Raw genomic sequence first — 16,129 nt, 5'->3', positions numbered from 1 at the left:
CGGTGAGACGCTGGATGCATGCCTGACTACGGACGTCCCGTGCGGTTCGGCGTCTTTCCGACGCCGGACGCCGACCGGGTGGACGACATCCTGGCGATCGCCACCGCCGCCGACCGGGACGGACTGGACCTCGTCGGCATCCAGGATCACCCGTATCAGCGGCGGCACCTGGATGCCTGGGCGCTGATGGCCACCGTGCTGGCGCGCACGGACCGGGTGCGGGTGTTCCCTGACGTCGCCAACCTCCCGTTGCGGGACCCGGCCGTCATGGCGAAAACAGCCGCCAGCCTGGACGTCCTCTCAGGTGGACGGTTCGAACTCGGCCTCGGCGCGGGCGCGTTCTGGGACGCCATCACCGCGATGGGCGGGCCGCGACGCTCCGCCCGAGACGCGGCGGACGCGCTGGTCGAAGCCATCGAGATCATCCGCCTGATGTGGTCGGGTGAGCGGTCGGTACGGTTCGACGGCGCGCACTACCGACTCTCCGGCGTCCGGCCTGGTCCCGCACCCGCGCACGACATCGGCCTGTGGCTCGGCGTCACCGGACCCCGGATGCTCGGCGTGCTCGGCCGCGCCGCTGACGGCTGGATACCCTCGTCCAGCTACGTCCCGCCAGAGTCGCTGGCGGAGAAACACGCGCGCATCGACGACGCCGCCCGGCAAGCGGGCCGCGATCCCGCCGACATCCAGCGGGTCTACAACGTCTTCGGCTCGATCACTGGTGGAGCGACGTCCGGTTTCCTGACCGGTCCGGTGGACCAGTGGGTCGACGAGCTGACCGAGCTGGTGCTCGACGGCGGCATGGACACGTTCGTGTTCGGGGCAGCGGACGACGACCTGGGCCAGATCCGCCGCTTCGCCTGCGATGTCGCGCCCGCCGTGCGGGATGCGGTGGCCCGCGAACGTAGGTCGTGAGTGCTGATCCGGGTTCTAACCCTGATCAGCACTCACGACAGTTTGAGCCTCGCCGCATCGAGCGTGGCCCTGAGCACGCGCGCCCCAGGCTCAGCCCGCTCGGCCGTTTTCCAGCCACAGTGCCGCTGAATGGCTGCTGACACGGACCGGGCGGAACAGCTATAACGTGTATCACTTTTACTGTCGTGCGAAGGGGTAGACGTGGGTCAGCGAGACGGCATCAGTGCAGGTAAATGTCGGTACGGACGCGGCATCAACCGTAGGCGATTCCTCGGTGTAACAGCTTCTACTTTCGGAGCGCTCGCGCTGCCGCCGCTCACCGCGGCGGCGGAACCGTCCCGGGCGCTAGCCGACGGCGACCACGTGCCCGCGCTCGTCATCGGCAGCGGCTATGGCGGCGCGGTGGCCGCACTCCGGCTGACCCGGGCTGGCATCCCCACCGCCGTCGTCGAGATGGGCCGGAACTGGACCACACCCGGCCCCGACGGCAAGGTCTTCTGCGACATGCACAACCCCGACGGCAGGTCCTACTGGTTCCGCACCGAGACCGACCAGCCACTCGGCTACTTCATGGGCGGCTCCACCAACAAGGCCATCTCGTCCGCCGCGGGGATACTGGACTCCCAGCAGTTCGCCGCCACCCGCGTCTACCAGGGCCGAGGCGTCGGCGGCGGGTCGCTCGTCAATGGCGGCATGGCCGTTACCCCGAAGCGCGACTACTTCGAGGAGATCCTGCCGTCGGTGGACGCGGATCAGATGTACCGGACGTACTTCCCGCGCGCCAACGCCGGGCTTGGCGTCAACCACATCGACCCGGACTGGTTCGAGTCCGCCGACTGCTACCGCTACACCCGGGTGAGCAGAAAAACCGCGCATAACGCGGGATTCGACACGGTGTTCGTCCCCAACGTCTACGACTTCGACTACATGCGGCGGGAAGCGGCTGGCGATGTGCCGCGTTCCGCGCTCGCCACGGAGGTGATCTACGGCAACAACCACGGCAAACGCACCCTCGACAAGACCTACCTCGCGGCAGCCGCGGCGACCGGCAACCTGTCGATCTCGCCGCTGCACACGGTCACCGACGTCGTGCCCACGAGGGGCGGGCGCTACGCGGTCACCATGGTGCGGATCGACGTCGACGGCACGACGCTGGCGACCAAGACCGTCACCGCCGATCGGGTGTTCTTCGCGGCGGGCAGCGTCGGCACGAGCAAGCTGCTCGTCGCGATGAGGTCCCAGGGCAGGCTGCCCAACCTGCCGGACGACGTGGGCGCGGGCTGGGGCAATAACGGCAATGTCATGGTCGGCCGCGCGGGCTGGCATCTCACCGGCGCGCTGCAGTCCGGCATGCCTGTCATGGGTATCGACAACTGGTCCGATCCGAATGGCCCGCTGTTCGCCGAGATCGCGCCGTTCCCGGCTGGCATCGAGACGTGGATCAACCTCTACCTTGCCATCACCAAGAATCCGCATCGGGGCACGTTCCGGTTCAATCCCACGACCGGCACGGTCGATCTGGACTGGCAGGCGTCCTGGACCCAGCCGTCCATCGACGCCGCCAAGCGCGTGTTCGACGCGATCAACGCCAAGGCGGGCACGATTTATCGCAGTGACCTGTTCGACGTCTACAAGATCTGGGGCGACGACTTCACGTATCACCCGCTGGGCGGCTGCGTGCTCAACCAGGCCACCGACAACTACGGCAGGCTGCCCGGCTATCCCGGCCTCTACGTCGTCGACGGCTCACTGATCCCCGGCAGCACCGGGGTGAATCCGTTCGTGACCATCACGGCGCTCGCGGAGCGCAACGTCGAGCACGTCATCGCCACCGACCTGGCGTGACCATCACCCCGCCGAGTCGCGTATCCGGTCGCGGCGTGCCTGGAGCGCACCGGAGTGCGCCCGGGCCGTTGGATCGCGCCGGACCTTGACCAGGCTCGCCACCGTCACCACGGCCAGGACGACCACGATCACGCCAAGGCTCGCCAGCGTCGGGATCTCTGGCACGCGCTTGTCGATGTCGACGTGCGCCCACTGCAGCAGGAGCTTCACCCCGATGAACCCCAGGATGATCGACAGGCCGGTCGAGAGGTACACGAGGCGATCAAGCAGGCCCTTCACCAGGAAGTACAACGCCCGCAAACCGAGCAGCGCGAACGCATTGGCGGTGAAGACGATGTACGGCTCTTCGGTGATGCCGAAGACGGCCGGGATCGAGTCGACGGCGAACAGCAGGTCGATGGTGCCGATCGCCAGCAGCACCATGACCAGCGGCGTCACCTTTCGCTGGCCGTCAACCCGCACGAACAGTTTGCCGTCGACGTAGTCCTTGGTGAGCGGCAGGAACTTGCGCGCCGTGCGGACAACCAGGCTGCCCTCGATGTCCGGGTCTTGGTTGCGATGCCGGAACAGCTGGATGGCCGTGTAGATCAGCAGCAGCCCGAACAGCAGGAACACGAACGAGAACAGCGAGATCAGGCTCGCGCCAAGCGCGATGAACACCGCGCGCATCGCCAGTGCCAGCGCGATGCCGAATGTGAGCACCTTGTGCTGATGCCGCTCTGGAACACTGAACGTCGTCATGATCAGGACGAACACGAACAGGTTGTCCACCGACAGGCTCTTCTCGACCAGATAGCCGGTGAAGTACTCGACGCCCAGTTCGCCGCCGTGCGCCATGGTGAACCAGACGCCGAACCCGATCGCTACGAGGATGTAGAAGACCGACCAGGCGGTCGCCTCACTGAAACCGATCCGATGCGGGCGCACGACGGACGCCACCAGGTCTACCGTGAGCAGGCCGATCACCAGCGCTACGGTGAGCGCCCAGGTGATCCAACTGATCTCCAGCATCGACGGAGGGACTACCCCGGTGGCCGTGTCGCTACACGTGCGCCGTCGTCACGGTCCGGGGTGTCCTGGCGTCATTGGCCGGTGAGAAAGACGAGCCGGAACTTGCCGATCTGCACCTCGTCGCCGTGGGACAGCTCGGTCTGGTCCGTCGGGTGCCGGTTGACGTAGGTGCCGTTCAAGCTGCCGACGTCGCGCAGCAGGAACTGCGTGCCCCTGCGATGGAACTCGACGTGATGCCGCGAGACGGTCGTGTCGTCGAGGAAGATGTCGCTGTCCGGGTGCCGCCCCACGCTGACGGTGCCCTTGTCCAGCAGGAACTGCGAGCCGACGTTCGGTCCCCGTTTGACCACAAGCAGCGCCGAGCCCGCCGGGATGCGGGCCTCGACGAGTTCTCCTTCGGGCTGCGGCTCGCCTGCGCCCGTGTCCTTGCCGAAGGTGGGCTGAAAGTATGACGTGCCTTCCGAGGATCCCCCGGGGAGGTCGTCCGGCTCGGAGCTCATGTTCACGTCAGCCAACTCCTCATCGTGCTGCTCATGCCTGGGTCTCGTCGTGCGCTGCGTGTCACCGTAGTGGTCCGGCCCAGATCGGGCGAAGCGTACAAAGTTCTAACACCAACACCGGGTTCCGGCGTGGCAGCGGGACGGAGTGCTACCGAATTCGGCAAGGGTATTCCCTCGGGCGTGGTGTTCGCGACGTCAACAGTAGGGATTGCCGCCGCGATTCGCTACGCGGACACGGCCCGCTGCGCTCGCGGCACTTCCTCGCGGAGTGGCCGCCGCGGGCCGTCGGTGCGAGTGAGTGTCCTGCCATTCGAGTGACGACGAAAGCTGGCATTCTTGAGTCTGGAACCGCGCACTGCGAAAGAAGGCAGAACGTACTCCCACGCGCACGGACTGTCAGGTACCGTGTCACTCGTCGCTCGTACGGGTGACAATTACTTGGTGAACTGGCAGGGAGCGCGTGGGTTTGGACGGGACCGTCGGCGTGTCGGAACGCCATAGCCCTCGGGTGCTATCAGCTGTCGCGGTTACGCATCGCGAGCGTCCTTCCATCCGTCGGCGTGGGTTGATCAGATCCTGTGGTTCAGCTGTCGCGGTTACGCATCGGATACGTTCCTTCCTGCATGAGTCCGGCCTGGTCAGAACAGATTCTTGGTACTCAGGAGTCACGGTTAGCCACAGGAGGCACCTCCCATCGCAGGGTCGGGGGAGAGCGGCGCATGGGTCGCTGAATAGTGTGAATCTCCACGGCGTCCGATCTCCCGGTGGGGGTAATGTCGAATTGCAGCTACAGTTAGTGCAGATTCGGTCACTACGGGTGGTGGTGACCTGATGCGGTGGACGGATCGTATTGTCCTTGCTTCCCATGGTCGAGGGAACTCTTCCGAGGGAACGATCAACGACGCCAGTGGATACGGCCGGGTGAAGCGGAGTCTTAGCGCTCCCAGGGCTTACGCGCTACTCGTTGACCTCGCGGCGGTGGCGTTGTGCCTGGTCGCTGTCCGGCAGTCGCCCATGCCCACCGGCGAGGATGTCGTTGGCTTCGGTGTGCTCGCGGTCGCGCTCGCCACGCACATCATCGTCGTCTGGCGCGGTGAGGAACGCCGTCGGGACAGGGCGATGGGCCCGATCTTCGATCTCACTAGCGTGTGGACATTCGCGGCTGTCGTGGTGCTGCCTGCCACGCTGGCGCTCGTGTTGATCGTCGGCATGCGGATCGGGACGTACCGGATCCGGCGCAGGCCGTGGTGGCGCTATCTGTTCGGCACCGCCGTCATTCTGGGATCGGCAGCCGCCGCCGAGATCCTGCTCGCGGTGGTCGACGCCCCGCTCAGCGGTGGAAGCATCGGCGGGCAGGCGCTGCTGCTCGTCACGCTCACCGCGGCTGCTGGCGTGTATTGGCTGATCCAAGCCGCCGCGCACGCGGGCATCCTGACGCTCAGCCTCCCCGGTGAGCGGTTCCGCGATCAGTGGGGAACACGCACGGAGAACCTGATCGAGGCGGGCACACTCGCGGTCGCCGCGCTGCTCGGGGCCGTGATGACGCATGGCACGCTGTTTCCGCTGCTGCTGCTCGCGGTGCTGGCGCCGCTGAACCTGTTGCTCGCCGACCGGCAGGCCGACGCCGCCGAACTGCGCGAGCACGCCCGTACTGACGCGCGAACCGGGCTACTCAACGCACGCGGACTGGCCGAGCAGGGCACCCGCGTACTGCAGCGGTGTCAGGCAGCGGCCTCGCCCGCCGCGATGCTGATCATCGACCTCGACCACTTCAAGTCGATCAATGACTCCTGGGGCCACCCCGCCGGTGACGCCGTGCTCGGCGCTGTCGGACGCGTACTCCAGCACGCCGTGCGACCCGGTGACGTCGCGGCGCGCGACGGTGGCGAGGAGTTCGTGATCGTCCTGCCGGACACCACGATCTCCGACGCAGCCGCCGTGGCGGATCGTATTCGCACCGAGCTGGCCGCCCTTGAGGTCGTCGCCACCGACAAGAATGGCTCGCCCATCCTGATCACCGACCGGACCGCGTCGATCGGGGTCGCGGCGCAGCCGGACCACGGCACGACGTTCGAGGATCTGCGCCAAGCCGCTGACGCCGCGCTCTACGAGGCGAAGAACGCGGGCCGCGATCGGACTGTGCTGGTCACGGAGTCTGGCTGACGTCTCGCTCGGTTGCGGGCGTCCCGCCCAGCCTGCGGGTGAGCGCGTCGGCGGTGGCCATGACCTGCTGCGCGAGCATCGGCCACGTCTCGGGTGGCCGGGCGGTACGGCGGAACGGCACCGCGATGCTGGCGACCGGGTGGCCGTTGTGGTCGAACGACGGCGCGGCCACGGACGCCAGCTCGGGCGTGACCAGCCCGTCCTCGACGGCCCAGCCCTGCCGCCGCTCGGTGTTCAGCATCGAACGCAGCTCCGGCAGGTTGCGCGGGCCTGCTCCGGTGCGGCTGGGGAAGGAGTCCTTGCTGGGAAACAGCGCCCGCACCTGTTCCTGTGGCAGGTGCGCGAGTAGCGCGCGACCGGACGCCGTCAGGTGCGCGGGCAGCCGCACGCCGACATCGGTGACCAGCGTCGTCGGATGCTCCGGCTGCACTTTGAGCAGGTAGAGCAGCTCCGCGCCGTGCAGCACGGCCAGGTGTGCGGTATCGCCGACCTGGGAGACCAGCCGGACCAGCAGTGGCCGCGCGAGATGCTCCAGCGGGTCGTGTCGCAGGTAGGCCGAGCCCAGTTCGAACACGCCCAGCCCCAGCCCGTACCGGTGGCGCTCGGGCAGATGCACCACGAGGCCTTCGTCGACCAGCACCGACAGCAGGTGATACATCGAGCTGCGCGGCACATCGAGCGCCCGAGCCAGCGCCGCGGCGGGCAGCGGGTCAGGGCTGGCGGCCAGGCGCCGCAACACGGCGACGGCCGTCCGCACAGCGGGCACGTTGCTCCCCGTGCCGCCGCGTGGTGCGGCCGGGCCACCCTGCTGCCGTGGTGTTGGCTTCGTCGCCATCCGGGCTCCCGTCGTCTGAGATATCAGACCGTAGCTCAGAGCGGTGGGACGTCGATAGCGCGGTCGAAGGGCGTGACGCCGCCGATGACGTCTCGCACCTCAGAACGCCCCAAACGCGCGCTCCGCCGCGCGGACGAGCAGTGCGAGCTTGCGGTGTTCGTCCTCGATGCTGAGGGCGTTGCCCAGCAGCGATGTCGCGAACCCGCATTGGGTGCCGAGCGCGAGGCGGTCCGTGCCGATCACCGTGCTCGCGTCGCGGATCCGCGTCAGCAGCGCGTCCTCCGCTTCGAGGTCGGGCCGTTTCGTCGTGATCAGTCCCAGCACGACCGCCTTGTCGTCCGGGACGAGCCGCAGCGGCGCGAAGTCACCTGAGCGTTCGTCGTCGTACTCCAGCAGCAGGCGATCGGCGTCGATGGTGCCGAATACCTGGCGGGCGATCGCGTCGTAGCCGCCGGAGACCAGCCAGCGGCTCTGCTGGTTGCCCCGGCACAAATGGAACCCGAACGTCGCGGGCCGACCTGCCGCGATGACCGCGTTGTCGAGTTCGACGCCGTACGCCAGCCACTGCTCCGCGGGCCAGCCGCGCTCCTCGTAGAACGCGCGCCAGGCCGGGTCGACCAGCAACGGGTAGTGCGGCGCGTCCAGCTGCAGGTAGCGGCAGCCCAATCGGACCAGCTCCCGCGCTTCGTCGCACAGGATCTGGGTGACGTCGGCCAGGAAGTCGCCGAGCGAGCGGTAATGCCCTGGCCGCTCTGGCGACCACAGGCTCGCGAACAGCGTCGGGCTCGGCAGCGTTACCTTCACCGTCTCCTCACCGACGCACGACCGCAGGAATGTGAACTCCTCCGCGGCCAGGTTGCGGCGCTTGCGCAGCGGCCCGGTGACGGCGAGTTCGGCGGGCCGGTCGACGCTCGTGTCCCCGAACTCCTCGGAATGCCACTCGCCCCACAGCCAGGCGTCCAGCCCCGCGCCGGTGATGCCGTCCACGGCCGCCACCAGCTCGCTCTGGAACGACTCGCGGCGTAGCTCACCGTCGGTCAGCACCGGCATCCCGGCGTCGCGCTGCAGCGCGACGACCTCCCGGATGGCCCTGTCCTCGACCGCTTTGAACTCGGCGGCGGACAGCGTGCCCTCGGTGTAGGCCAATCGGGCGGTCATCAGGTAGTCGGGCCGCAACAGGCTGCCGACGTGTTCCGCGCGCGCCGTGACGGTCATACTTCGAGGCTACGGTGGGGGCATGCGGATCGTGTCGCTGTTGCCCTCGGCCACCGAGATCGTGTTCGCGCTCGGCGCCGGTGACGACCTGGTCGGGGTCACGGTCGCGTGCGACTACCCGCCAGAGGCTCGCGGCAAGCGGATCGTGTCGACGAGCACGCTGCCCGAGGGACTCTCGGCCGCCGAGATCGACGCGGTGGTCGCCGAGCGTGTTTCGGCGGGGGAGGACGTCTACCGGCTCGATGAGGGCGCATTGGCCGATCTCGACGCCGATCTGGTGCTCACCCAGGATCTGTGCTCGGTGTGTTCTGTCGACGTCAGCCGGGTGCGCCACGCGCTCGACTTCCTCGGCAGCTCGGCGGACGTCGTCAACGTCGATCCCCGCACGCTGCCCGCGGTGTTCGAGTCCATCCGCACGATCGGCGCCGCCATCGGACGGACGTCCCAGGCCGAGCGGCTGATCGCGGAGTTGTCCCACCGGCTCGATGCCATCCGCGACACGGTGGCGGGCCGAGATCGCGTGCCCACGCTGGTGCTGGAATGGACCGACCCGCCGTACGCGCCGGGCCACTGGATCCCGGACATGGTGACCGCGGCGGGTGGCGACTGCGTGCTGGGCCGATCCGGCGACCGCTCGCTGCGCACCGATTGGGACGCCGTGGCGTCCGCCAGTGCCGAGGTGGCGATCGCCGCGCCGTGCGGTTTCGACCTCGCGGACTCGGCCGCGCTGGCCACCGACGTCGTGGGGCGAGGTGTGTTGCCCGCCGACCTGCCGGTGTGGGCGGTCGACGCGAACGCGTTGTTCGTCCGCCCCGGCCCCCGGCTCGTCGACGGCGTCGAGGTGCTGGCGACGATCCTGCACCCCGATGCGGTCGGTGCGCCGGATGCCGGCCGCGCCCACTTGGTGACGGCGGGCCTCATCAGCTGAGTGCGGGACCAATTGAGCGCGTCACTCGAGCATCGCCGGCTTGCCAAGAAGTAGACCAGTCTATATAGTTTTGGCTATGGCGGCGCGTGGCGAGACACGACAACGGATCCTGGCGACGGCGAAGCTGCTGTTCCAGCGGCAGGGCTATTACGCGACTGGGCTGAACCAAGTCGTCGCCGAGGGTAAGGCACCCAAGGGGTCGCTGTACTTCCATTTCCCCGGCGGCAAGGAACAACTCGCGGTCGAGGCCGTGGCCATGTCGGCCGCGGAACTGGCTGACACCATCGACGCGGCCACCCGGAGTTCCCCGACCGCGGCGGCGGCCGTCCGCGCTATCGCAGCGGCGCTGGGCGAGGTGTTGACACAGTCGGATTTCCGTGACGGTTGTCCGATCTCGACGGTCGCGCTCGAAGCGTCGGCGGAAAGCGGGTCGATCAGGGAAGCGTGTGCCGAGGGCTACGCGGCGTGGCTCGCGGTGATCGCCCGGCGACTCCGCGCGGACGGTATCGCCGACGACATCGCGGCCGAGCTCGCCACAGTCGCCGTGTCCGCCATCGAGGGTGCGCTCGTGCTGGCAAGGGTCCAGCGGGACGTCACCCCGCTACACCAGGTCGCGGCCAGAATCGCCGCGTTGATCGAGGAGGCAACACCATGACCGGACTTCGCGTGCACCACCTCAACTGCGGCACGATGCACCCACGCGGCCGCCGCCTGATCAACGGCGATGGCGGCCTGCTGGCGCCGGGCCTGATGGTCTGTCACTGCTTGCTGGTGGAGACCGAACAAGGCCTCGTGCTGATCGACTCCGGCTACGGCCTGGCCGACATCGAGGACCCCGCGCGCACGCTGAGCCGGAGTTTCCGGATGCTGACCCGGCCCCGGCTGGACCCGGAGGAAACCGCGCTCCGGCAGGTCGAGCGTCTCGGCTACCGGCCCGAGGACGTCCGGCACATCGTGCTGACCCACCTCGACGTCGACCACGCGGGCGGCCTGCGCGACTTCCCGTGGGCCACGGTGCACGTGCACGCGCGGGAGTACGACCGGGCGATGCGGGGTCCGACGCTGAACGAGCGCCTGCGGTACCGATCAGGCCAGTGGACGCACGGCCCGGACTGGGCGACCTACGCGGCGACAGGCGAGCCGTGGTTCGGGTTCGACGCGGTGCGAGAACTGTCCGGCCTGCCACCGGAGATCCTGCTGGTGCCGCTGCCGGGCCACACCCACGGCCACACCGGCGTCGCGGTGGACACCGGCGCGCGGTGGCTGCTGCACGCGGGCGACGCCTACATGTTCCGCGACGAGACCGACCCCGCTCATCCGCACGCCACACCGGGGCTCGCGCTGTTCCAGAGCGCGTTGCAGGTCGACCGGCAGGCGCGCCACCGGAACCAGGCACGGCTGCGCGATCTCCGCGCGGCACACGGTGCTGAGGTCGAGGTGTTCTCCGCGCACGATCACGTCGAACTCGCCCGGTACATCGAGGCGCCGGCAGGGTGACCGAAACGCCACACTGGACCGCCGGGGTCATGCGGCGAACTGTCTTCGCTGGTGCAGCGGATTGCGTATCGGTGTTTGGCTCGGATCCAGCCACGATGGTGGAATGAACTCCGGCACGCCATCCCGGATCCGAACGTCCCAATCCGTGTGGTGGATCGTCGTGTGATGCCGCGTGCAGAGCAGCACCAGGTTGTTCAGCTCTGTCGGGCCGCCGTCGGCCCAGTGCCGGATGTGATGGCCGTGGCACCACTTCGCTTTGCGGCCACAGCCGGGGAAAGCGCAACCCTGATCGCGGGCGATCAACGCGCGGCGGATCGGCGCGGGGATGGTGCGCTGCTTGCGCCCGATGTCCAGGAGTTCGGCGCGGCTGCCCAGTACGGCGGGAATCACGTGGGCGTCGCAGGCCATGCGCCGGATCTGGGACGCTGACATCGGAGCGCCGCTGTCCAGCAGGGCGGCGCCGAGCCCGCGCTCCAACTGCTCCAGCCCTACGGTCACCAGCACGGTGACCGGCTCGCCCGCCTCGCTGGGGCCATTCTCGTTGGCGGCCGCCAGCCGCAGGATCTCCACGAGGCCATCGGCGTCGCGTTCGGACTTGGTGCGCAGGTCCGGTCCGTCCGCGCTGGAGTTGTCTGGACACGTGTGTGGTGAGAGCAGGTTCGTCAGTAGCCCGCCGGTCTCGGGGTCGAGGTCGAAGCGGCCGTAGACGCGACCTTCGGATGTCTCGTGCAGGTCGAGGCTGCGGCGCGGGTGGGCTGGCTCGCGGTCATCCGGTGGCGGGCCGTCTTGGTCGAGCCGCGCGTGGATCTCGCGGCCGAGCCGCGCGATGACGTTCGGCGCGTGATGGTGCGCGGCGTCGAGCAGGATCTGCTCCGCTGCCGTGCGATCGTCCAGGTTAACCGGCCGCGGCAGCTTCGCGACCGCGTCGGTGATAGCGGCGATGTGCTCCGGGCCGATCACGCCCTCGGTAGCGGCCGCGGCAACGTTCGGCAGTTCCGGGTCGAGCGGCATGCCGGTGGGAGTGAAGGACATGATCAAGGTCCGCGCGTGCTTCTCGCGGCGGCGTGCCTCCTGCGGTGTCAACCGCAGCGTGTCGCGGGCAATCGCGGCGGTGTCGGCGTACCCCCACTCGGGCGCGACGTTGCGGGCCGTCAGCTCCGTGAGGAGTCGCAACTGTTCGGCATACAGCTCGTGGCGCTGCTGCTCGGTCTTGCGCAGGGCAGCGATCAGCTCCGCGTCGGTCAAGCCCGACGCGGCACCCAGATTGCCGCTCCCGGTCATGCCCCGATTCTATCGGGAACCACCGACGGAATCGAACACGTGATCGATATGAATAAAGTTTGTGTTCGCCGTTCTCGACGTCGTGTCATGCATTCCCGACGCCGTGTTCGTCATTCAGGACGTTGTGTCCTGCATTCTCGACGTCGTGTGATGCAGTCCAGGCGCCGTTTGGGATCAGAACACCGGAGGAAACGTGCGCGTCGTGCGAACACCGAGGCTGATGTCCCGGCTCAGTTCCGCAGAAACTCCGCGATTCCGGCGAGCAACCGATCTACATCGTCATCATTGCTATACGCCGCGAGACCAATACGAAGACCGCCGGAATCGCCTAAACCGAGCCACCGGGACGCCTCGAGCGCATAAAACGATCCTGACGGCGCGTGAATGTCGCGTGCTGCCAGAAAGCGATAGGCATCGCGCGTATCGTGGTTGGCGAACGTGACCAGCAGAGTCGGGGTGCGTTCGCTGGCGCGGGAGTAAATGGTGACCTCGTCCAACGCGGACAGTCCGTTGTCGACTCGCGAGCACAGGCGGTCTTCGTGTTCGGTGATCGCGGCGTACGCGGCCATCAGCCGGTCACGGCGGCTCCCCGCCGTCTCGGGGGCGAGGTCAGCGAGGAAGTCCACCGCGGCACGCGTGCCCGCGAGCAGTTCGTATGGCAACGTGCCCAGCTCGAAGCGTTCCGGGATGACGTCGGTGGATGGCAGTAGCTTGTCTGGCCGCAGGGTGTCCAGCACTTCGGGCCGAACCGCGACAACACCATGGTGGGGGCCGAGGAACTTGTAGGGCGAGCACGCGAAGAAGTCCGCGCCGAGCCGTTCGACGTCGACCAGCGTGTGGGCGGTGTAGTGCACCCCGTCGACGTAGAGCAGTGCGCCTGCCCGGTGCACGTCGCCGGCGATCTCCGCGATGGCGGGCCGGGTGCCGATCAGATTGGACGCGGCGGTGATCGCGACCAAGCGGGTGCGATCAGAGAGCACGGCGCGCACGTGCTCTGGGGTGAGGTCGCCGGTGGCGGGATCGAACTCCGCCCAGCGCACGGTGGCGCCGACCCGTTCAGCGGCCTGGACCCACGGACGGATGTTGGCGTCGTGATCCAGCCGGGTGACGACGATGTCGTCACCGGACGACCAGGTCTTCGCTAGGGCGCGGGAGACGTCGTATGCCAGCTGGGTGGCACTGCGCCCGAACACGATCCCGGATGGCTGCGCGCCGAGCAGATCCGCCATCGCCTGACGGGCATCGGTGACGATGGCGTCCGCGTTCCGCTCACCAGGCACCAGACTGCCCCGGTTCGACAGCGGACGTGCCAGTGCGTCGCTGATCGCGTCGATCACGGGACGCGGCGTTTGCGTGCCGCCCGGTCCGTCGAAGTGGGCGATGCCCGCCGCGAGGGCGGGGAACCGCGCGCGGATCGCGGAGACGTCATACGTCACGGAGAACTCCTATCGGGGTCGCCGACGATGGGATCGTTCGACTCGCGACGGTATCGGCATCCCGCGCGGCGTGCGTCCGGGACGGCACGGCACCAGCCCGTCGTGGCGGGCCATCGGGCGGGCCGGTGGCCCCCGGCGGCCCCGGACGCAGGTGTCCAGGGCCGCCGGAACGGTCGGCCTACGTCAGCGACTCCCGTACCGACGCCGTCGCGCGCACCATGTTCGCCAGTGCCGCGTCGACTTCGCCGTAACCGCGGGTCTTCAATCCGCAGTCGGGGTTCACCCACAGCCGATCCTCGGGGATGGCCCGCAGCGCGGCCCGTATCAGGTCAGCGACCTCGTCCTGCTCGGGCACGCGCGGCGAGTGGATGTCGTACACGCCTGGTCCGACGCCCCGGTCGAAGCCGACCGCGTTGAGATCGTCCAACACCTCCATGCGGGAGCGGGCTGCCTCGATGCTGGTGACGTCGGCGTCCAGCGCGACGATGGCGTCAATGACGTCCCCGAACTCGGAGTAGCACAGATGGGTGTGGATCTGTGTCGAGTCGGCGACTCCGGACGTCGCCAGCCGGAACGACTCCACCGCCCAGTCGAGGTACGCCTTGTGCCGCCGCGACCGCAGCGGCAGCAACTCCCGCAGCGCCGGTTCGTCGACCTGCACTACGCGAATGCCTTCCGCTTCCAGATCGCGCGTCTCGTCGCGGATCGCCAGCGCCACCTGGCGCGCCGTCTCCGCCATCGGCTGGTCGTCGCGCACGAACGACCACGCCAGGATCGTCACCGGTCCGGTGAGCATGCCCTTGACCGGCTTGTCGGTGAGTTGCTGGGCGAACCGTGCCCATTCCACCGTGATCGGCTCCGGCCGCGCGACGTCGCCGTACAGGATCGGCGGTCGCACACACCGCGAGCCGTACGACTGCACCCACCCGTTGTCGGTGGCGGCGAACCCGGTCAGCTGCTCGGCGAAGTACTGCACCATGTCGTTGCGCTCCGGCTCGCCGTGCACCAAAACGTCGAGCCCGAGTCGTTCCTGCAATCGAATGACTCGCTCGATCTCGCTACGCATTCGATCGGTGTACGTCGCGGGATCGAGTTCACCCGTGCGGAGCGCGGCACGTGCTTTGCGGACGTCGGTGGTCTGCGGGAACGAGCCGATGGTCGTCGTCGGCAACGGGGGAAGCCGCAGTGACTGCTGCTGTGCCCGCCGCCGCGCGGCGTAGTCACCCCGCCGGGCGTGTTCCGGGCGCAGGGACGCCAGCCGCGCGTGCACCCGGTCATCGCGCACGCCTTCGGCGCTGCCGCGGTCCGCGACGACCTCGCGCGCCGCTGCCAGCTCGGTCGCCACGACGTCGCGGCCTTCGGCCAGCGCACGGCCGAGCACGACGACTTCGCGGACCTTCTGGTCAGCGAACGCCAGCCACGACTTCACGCGCGGATCAAGCCGCGTCTCCGCCTCGACGTCGTAGGGCACGTGCAGCAGCGAGCACGACGTGCTCACCGAGACCTCGCCCGCGAAGCCGAGCAGCGTGGCCGCCGTCGTCAGCGCCGTGTCGAGATCGGTGCGCCAGATGTTGCGGCCATCGACCAGCCCGGCGACGAGCGTTTTGTCCCGCAGGTTCCGGCACGTCGACAGCGTGTCCACTGTGGTCGGTGCGGCGACGAGGTCGATGCCGAGTGCCTCCACGGGAGCGGACGCCAACACGGGCAGCGCGTCGCCGAGATTGCCGTAGTAACCCGCCACCATCAGGTTCGGCCGCTCGGTCTGCGCGCCGAGTGCGTGGTACGCCTCGCGCAGCGCGTCCAGCTCGTCCTGCGTCCGGTCCGCCGCGAAGGCGGGCTCGTCGAGCTGCACCCAGTCCGCTCCCGCCCGCCGCAGCTCCCGCAGCAGCTCGGAGTAGACCTCGAGCAGTTCGCCGAGCTTGTCCAGCGGGCGGAACGCATCCGGGGCGTCGTCGTCCGGTTTGGACAGCAGCAGGAACGTCAGCGGGCCGAGAAGCACCGGGCGAGTGGTCACTCCAAGCTCCGCCGCCTCGCGGTACTGCTCGACCGGCGTCGTATCGGCCAGTGAGAACCGCGTGTCAGGACCGATCTCCGGCACGAGGTAGTGGTAGTTCGTGTCGAACCACTTCGTCATTTCCAGCGGCGGTGTCGACGCCACACCGCGCGCCATCGCGAAGTAGGTGTCCAGCGGGTTCAGGCCGAGGTCGGTGAAGCGCCCTGGCACGGCGCCGACGGTGACCGCCGTGTCCAGCACGTGGTCGTAGAACGAAAAGGTGTTGCCTGGTACCGAGTCCAGGCCCGCGGCGGCGAGCGAGCGCCACGTGCCGGTGCGGAGTTCGCGCGCCACCGCGCGCAGCTCCGCCTCGCTGCCGTGCGACGCCCAGTAGCGCTCCAGGGCGCGTTTGAGTTCCCGGTTCGGGCCTATCCGGGGGTAGCCAAGGACTGTCGATCCAATCGTGCTGGTCAACGCTCTCTCCTCGCGAGCTCGACGGTAACGGCGCCG

At 68.5% G+C, this 16,129-nt stretch carries 13 protein-coding genes; 6 read left to right on the top strand and 7 right to left on the bottom strand.

The genetic code is table 11. From position 1 onward, the window contains the following. Nucleotides 1-18: 18 nt before the first annotated feature. Complete coding sequence (locus AMYHA_RS14595; protein WP_034271774.1) at nt 19-915, top strand: LLM class flavin-dependent oxidoreductase; 897 nt, start codon at nt 19-21, stop codon at nt 913-915. 201 nt (nt 916-1,116) lie between these two features. Next, on the top strand, nt 1,117-2,760 hold the full coding sequence (locus tag AMYHA_RS14590) for a GMC oxidoreductase (protein WP_456236141.1): 1,644 nt from the start codon (nt 1,117-1,119) through the stop codon (nt 2,758-2,760). Nucleotides 2,761-2,763: 3 nt separating this feature from the next. Here the strand turns inward: AMYHA_RS14590 and AMYHA_RS14585 are convergent, their stop codons facing one another. Beyond that, nucleotides 2,764-3,771: a TerC/Alx family metal homeostasis membrane protein gene (locus AMYHA_RS14585; protein WP_034271772.1), complete on the bottom strand. Its 1,008-nt coding sequence runs from the start codon at nt 3,769-3,771 to the stop codon at nt 2,764-2,766. Between the two features lie 71 nt (nt 3,772-3,842). After that, on the bottom strand, nt 3,843-4,277 hold the full coding sequence (locus AMYHA_RS14580) for an FHA domain-containing protein (protein WP_330760387.1): 435 nt from the start codon (nt 4,275-4,277) through the stop codon (nt 3,843-3,845). Between the two features lie 915 nt (nt 4,278-5,192). On the opposite strand from AMYHA_RS14580, the gene AMYHA_RS14575 reads away from it, so the two are divergent. Further along, nucleotides 5,193-6,434: a GGDEF domain-containing protein gene (locus AMYHA_RS14575; protein WP_034271770.1), complete on the top strand. Its 1,242-nt coding sequence runs from the start codon at nt 5,193-5,195 to the stop codon at nt 6,432-6,434. Here AMYHA_RS14575 and AMYHA_RS14570 read toward each other — a convergent pair. After that, nucleotides 6,418-7,269: an IclR family transcriptional regulator gene (locus tag AMYHA_RS14570; RefSeq protein ID WP_084037240.1), complete on the bottom strand. Its 852-nt coding sequence runs from the start codon at nt 7,267-7,269 to the stop codon at nt 6,418-6,420. The two genes, AMYHA_RS14575 and AMYHA_RS14570, sit on opposite strands and share 17 nt — an antisense overlap. 99 nt (nt 7,270-7,368) lie before the next feature. Next, on the bottom strand, nt 7,369-8,484 hold the full coding sequence (locus AMYHA_RS14565) for a cobalamin-independent methionine synthase II family protein (RefSeq protein WP_034271768.1): 1,116 nt from the start codon (nt 8,482-8,484) through the stop codon (nt 7,369-7,371). 22 nt (nt 8,485-8,506) lie between these two features. On the opposite strand from AMYHA_RS14565, the gene AMYHA_RS14560 reads away from it, so the two are divergent. From AMYHA_RS14560 to AMYHA_RS14550, 3 genes are all read left to right on the top strand, one after another. Continuing rightward, nucleotides 8,507-9,412, top strand: coding sequence for an ABC transporter substrate-binding protein (locus AMYHA_RS14560; RefSeq protein ID WP_034271766.1), 906 nt, complete (start codon nt 8,507-8,509; stop codon nt 9,410-9,412). 76 nt (nt 9,413-9,488) lie between these two features. Further along, entirely contained in the window at nt 9,489-10,067 is a 579-nt protein-coding gene (locus AMYHA_RS14555; RefSeq protein WP_034271764.1) for a TetR/AcrR family transcriptional regulator, read from the top strand. Beyond that, the gene (locus AMYHA_RS14550) at nt 10,064-10,909 is read left to right on the top strand and encodes an MBL fold metallo-hydrolase (RefSeq protein ID WP_034271762.1); all 846 of its coding nucleotides are present in this window, start codon (nt 10,064-10,066) and stop codon (nt 10,907-10,909) included. Before AMYHA_RS14555 ends, AMYHA_RS14550 begins: the two co-directional genes overlap by 4 nt. Before the next feature lie 27 nt (nt 10,910-10,936). Here the strand turns inward: AMYHA_RS14550 and AMYHA_RS14545 are convergent, their stop codons facing one another. The 3 genes from AMYHA_RS14545 to metE all read right to left on the bottom strand — a co-directional run bounded on the left by AMYHA_RS14545 (nt 10,937) and on the right by metE (nt 16,093). After that, nucleotides 10,937-12,190 carry an HNH endonuclease signature motif containing protein gene (locus tag AMYHA_RS14545; RefSeq protein ID WP_051399931.1) on the bottom strand — a complete coding sequence of 418 codons (1,254 nt, stop codon included), beginning with the start codon at nt 12,188-12,190 and terminating at the stop codon, nt 10,937-10,939. Nucleotides 12,191-12,420: 230 nt separating this feature from the next. Continuing rightward, complete coding sequence (locus tag AMYHA_RS14540) at nt 12,421-13,626, bottom strand: cysteine desulfurase-like protein (protein ID WP_034271760.1); 1,206 nt, start codon at nt 13,624-13,626, stop codon at nt 12,421-12,423. 178 nt (nt 13,627-13,804) lie between these two features. Then, the gene (metE, locus tag AMYHA_RS14535) at nt 13,805-16,093 is read right to left on the bottom strand and encodes a 5-methyltetrahydropteroyltriglutamate--homocysteine S-methyltransferase (protein ID WP_034271759.1); all 2,289 of its coding nucleotides are present in this window, start codon (nt 16,091-16,093) and stop codon (nt 13,805-13,807) included. Between the last annotated feature and the right edge of the window lie 36 nt (nt 16,094-16,129).

It is taken from the genome of Haloechinothrix halophila YIM 93223 (genome assembly GCF_000504245.1).
GTDB lineage: Bacteria > Actinomycetota > Actinomycetes > Mycobacteriales > Pseudonocardiaceae > Haloechinothrix_A > Haloechinothrix_A halophila.
Note: the sequence above shows the minus strand (reverse complement) of the source record. Positions and strands in the feature narration are given on the sequence as shown.

What these genes read in the sequence shown, in the direction of transcription:
- AMYHA_RS14595 (WP_034271774.1), top strand. Translation starts at nt 19, where the DNA reads ATGCCTGACTACGGACGTCCCGTGCGGTTCGGCGTCTTTCCGACGCCG.
- AMYHA_RS14555 (WP_034271764.1), top strand. Translation starts at nt 9,489, where the DNA reads ATGGCGGCGCGTGGCGAGACACGACAACGGATCCTGGCGACGGCGAAG.
- AMYHA_RS14550 (WP_034271762.1), top strand. Translation starts at nt 10,064, where the DNA reads ATGACCGGACTTCGCGTGCACCACCTCAACTGCGGCACGATGCACCCA.
- AMYHA_RS14545 (WP_051399931.1), bottom strand. Translation starts at nt 12,190, where the DNA reads ATGACCGGGAGCGGCAATCTGGGTGCCGCGTCGGGCTTGACCGACGCG.
- AMYHA_RS14565 (WP_034271768.1), bottom strand. Translation starts at nt 8,484, where the DNA reads ATGACCGTCACGGCGCGCGCGGAACACGTCGGCAGCCTGTTGCGGCCC.
- AMYHA_RS14570 (WP_084037240.1), bottom strand. Translation starts at nt 7,269, where the DNA reads ATGGCGACGAAGCCAACACCACGGCAGCAGGGTGGCCCGGCCGCACCA.
- AMYHA_RS14585 (WP_034271772.1), bottom strand. Translation starts at nt 3,771, where the DNA reads ATGCTGGAGATCAGTTGGATCACCTGGGCGCTCACCGTAGCGCTGGTG.
- AMYHA_RS14560 (WP_034271766.1), top strand. Translation starts at nt 8,507, where the DNA reads ATGCGGATCGTGTCGCTGTTGCCCTCGGCCACCGAGATCGTGTTCGCG.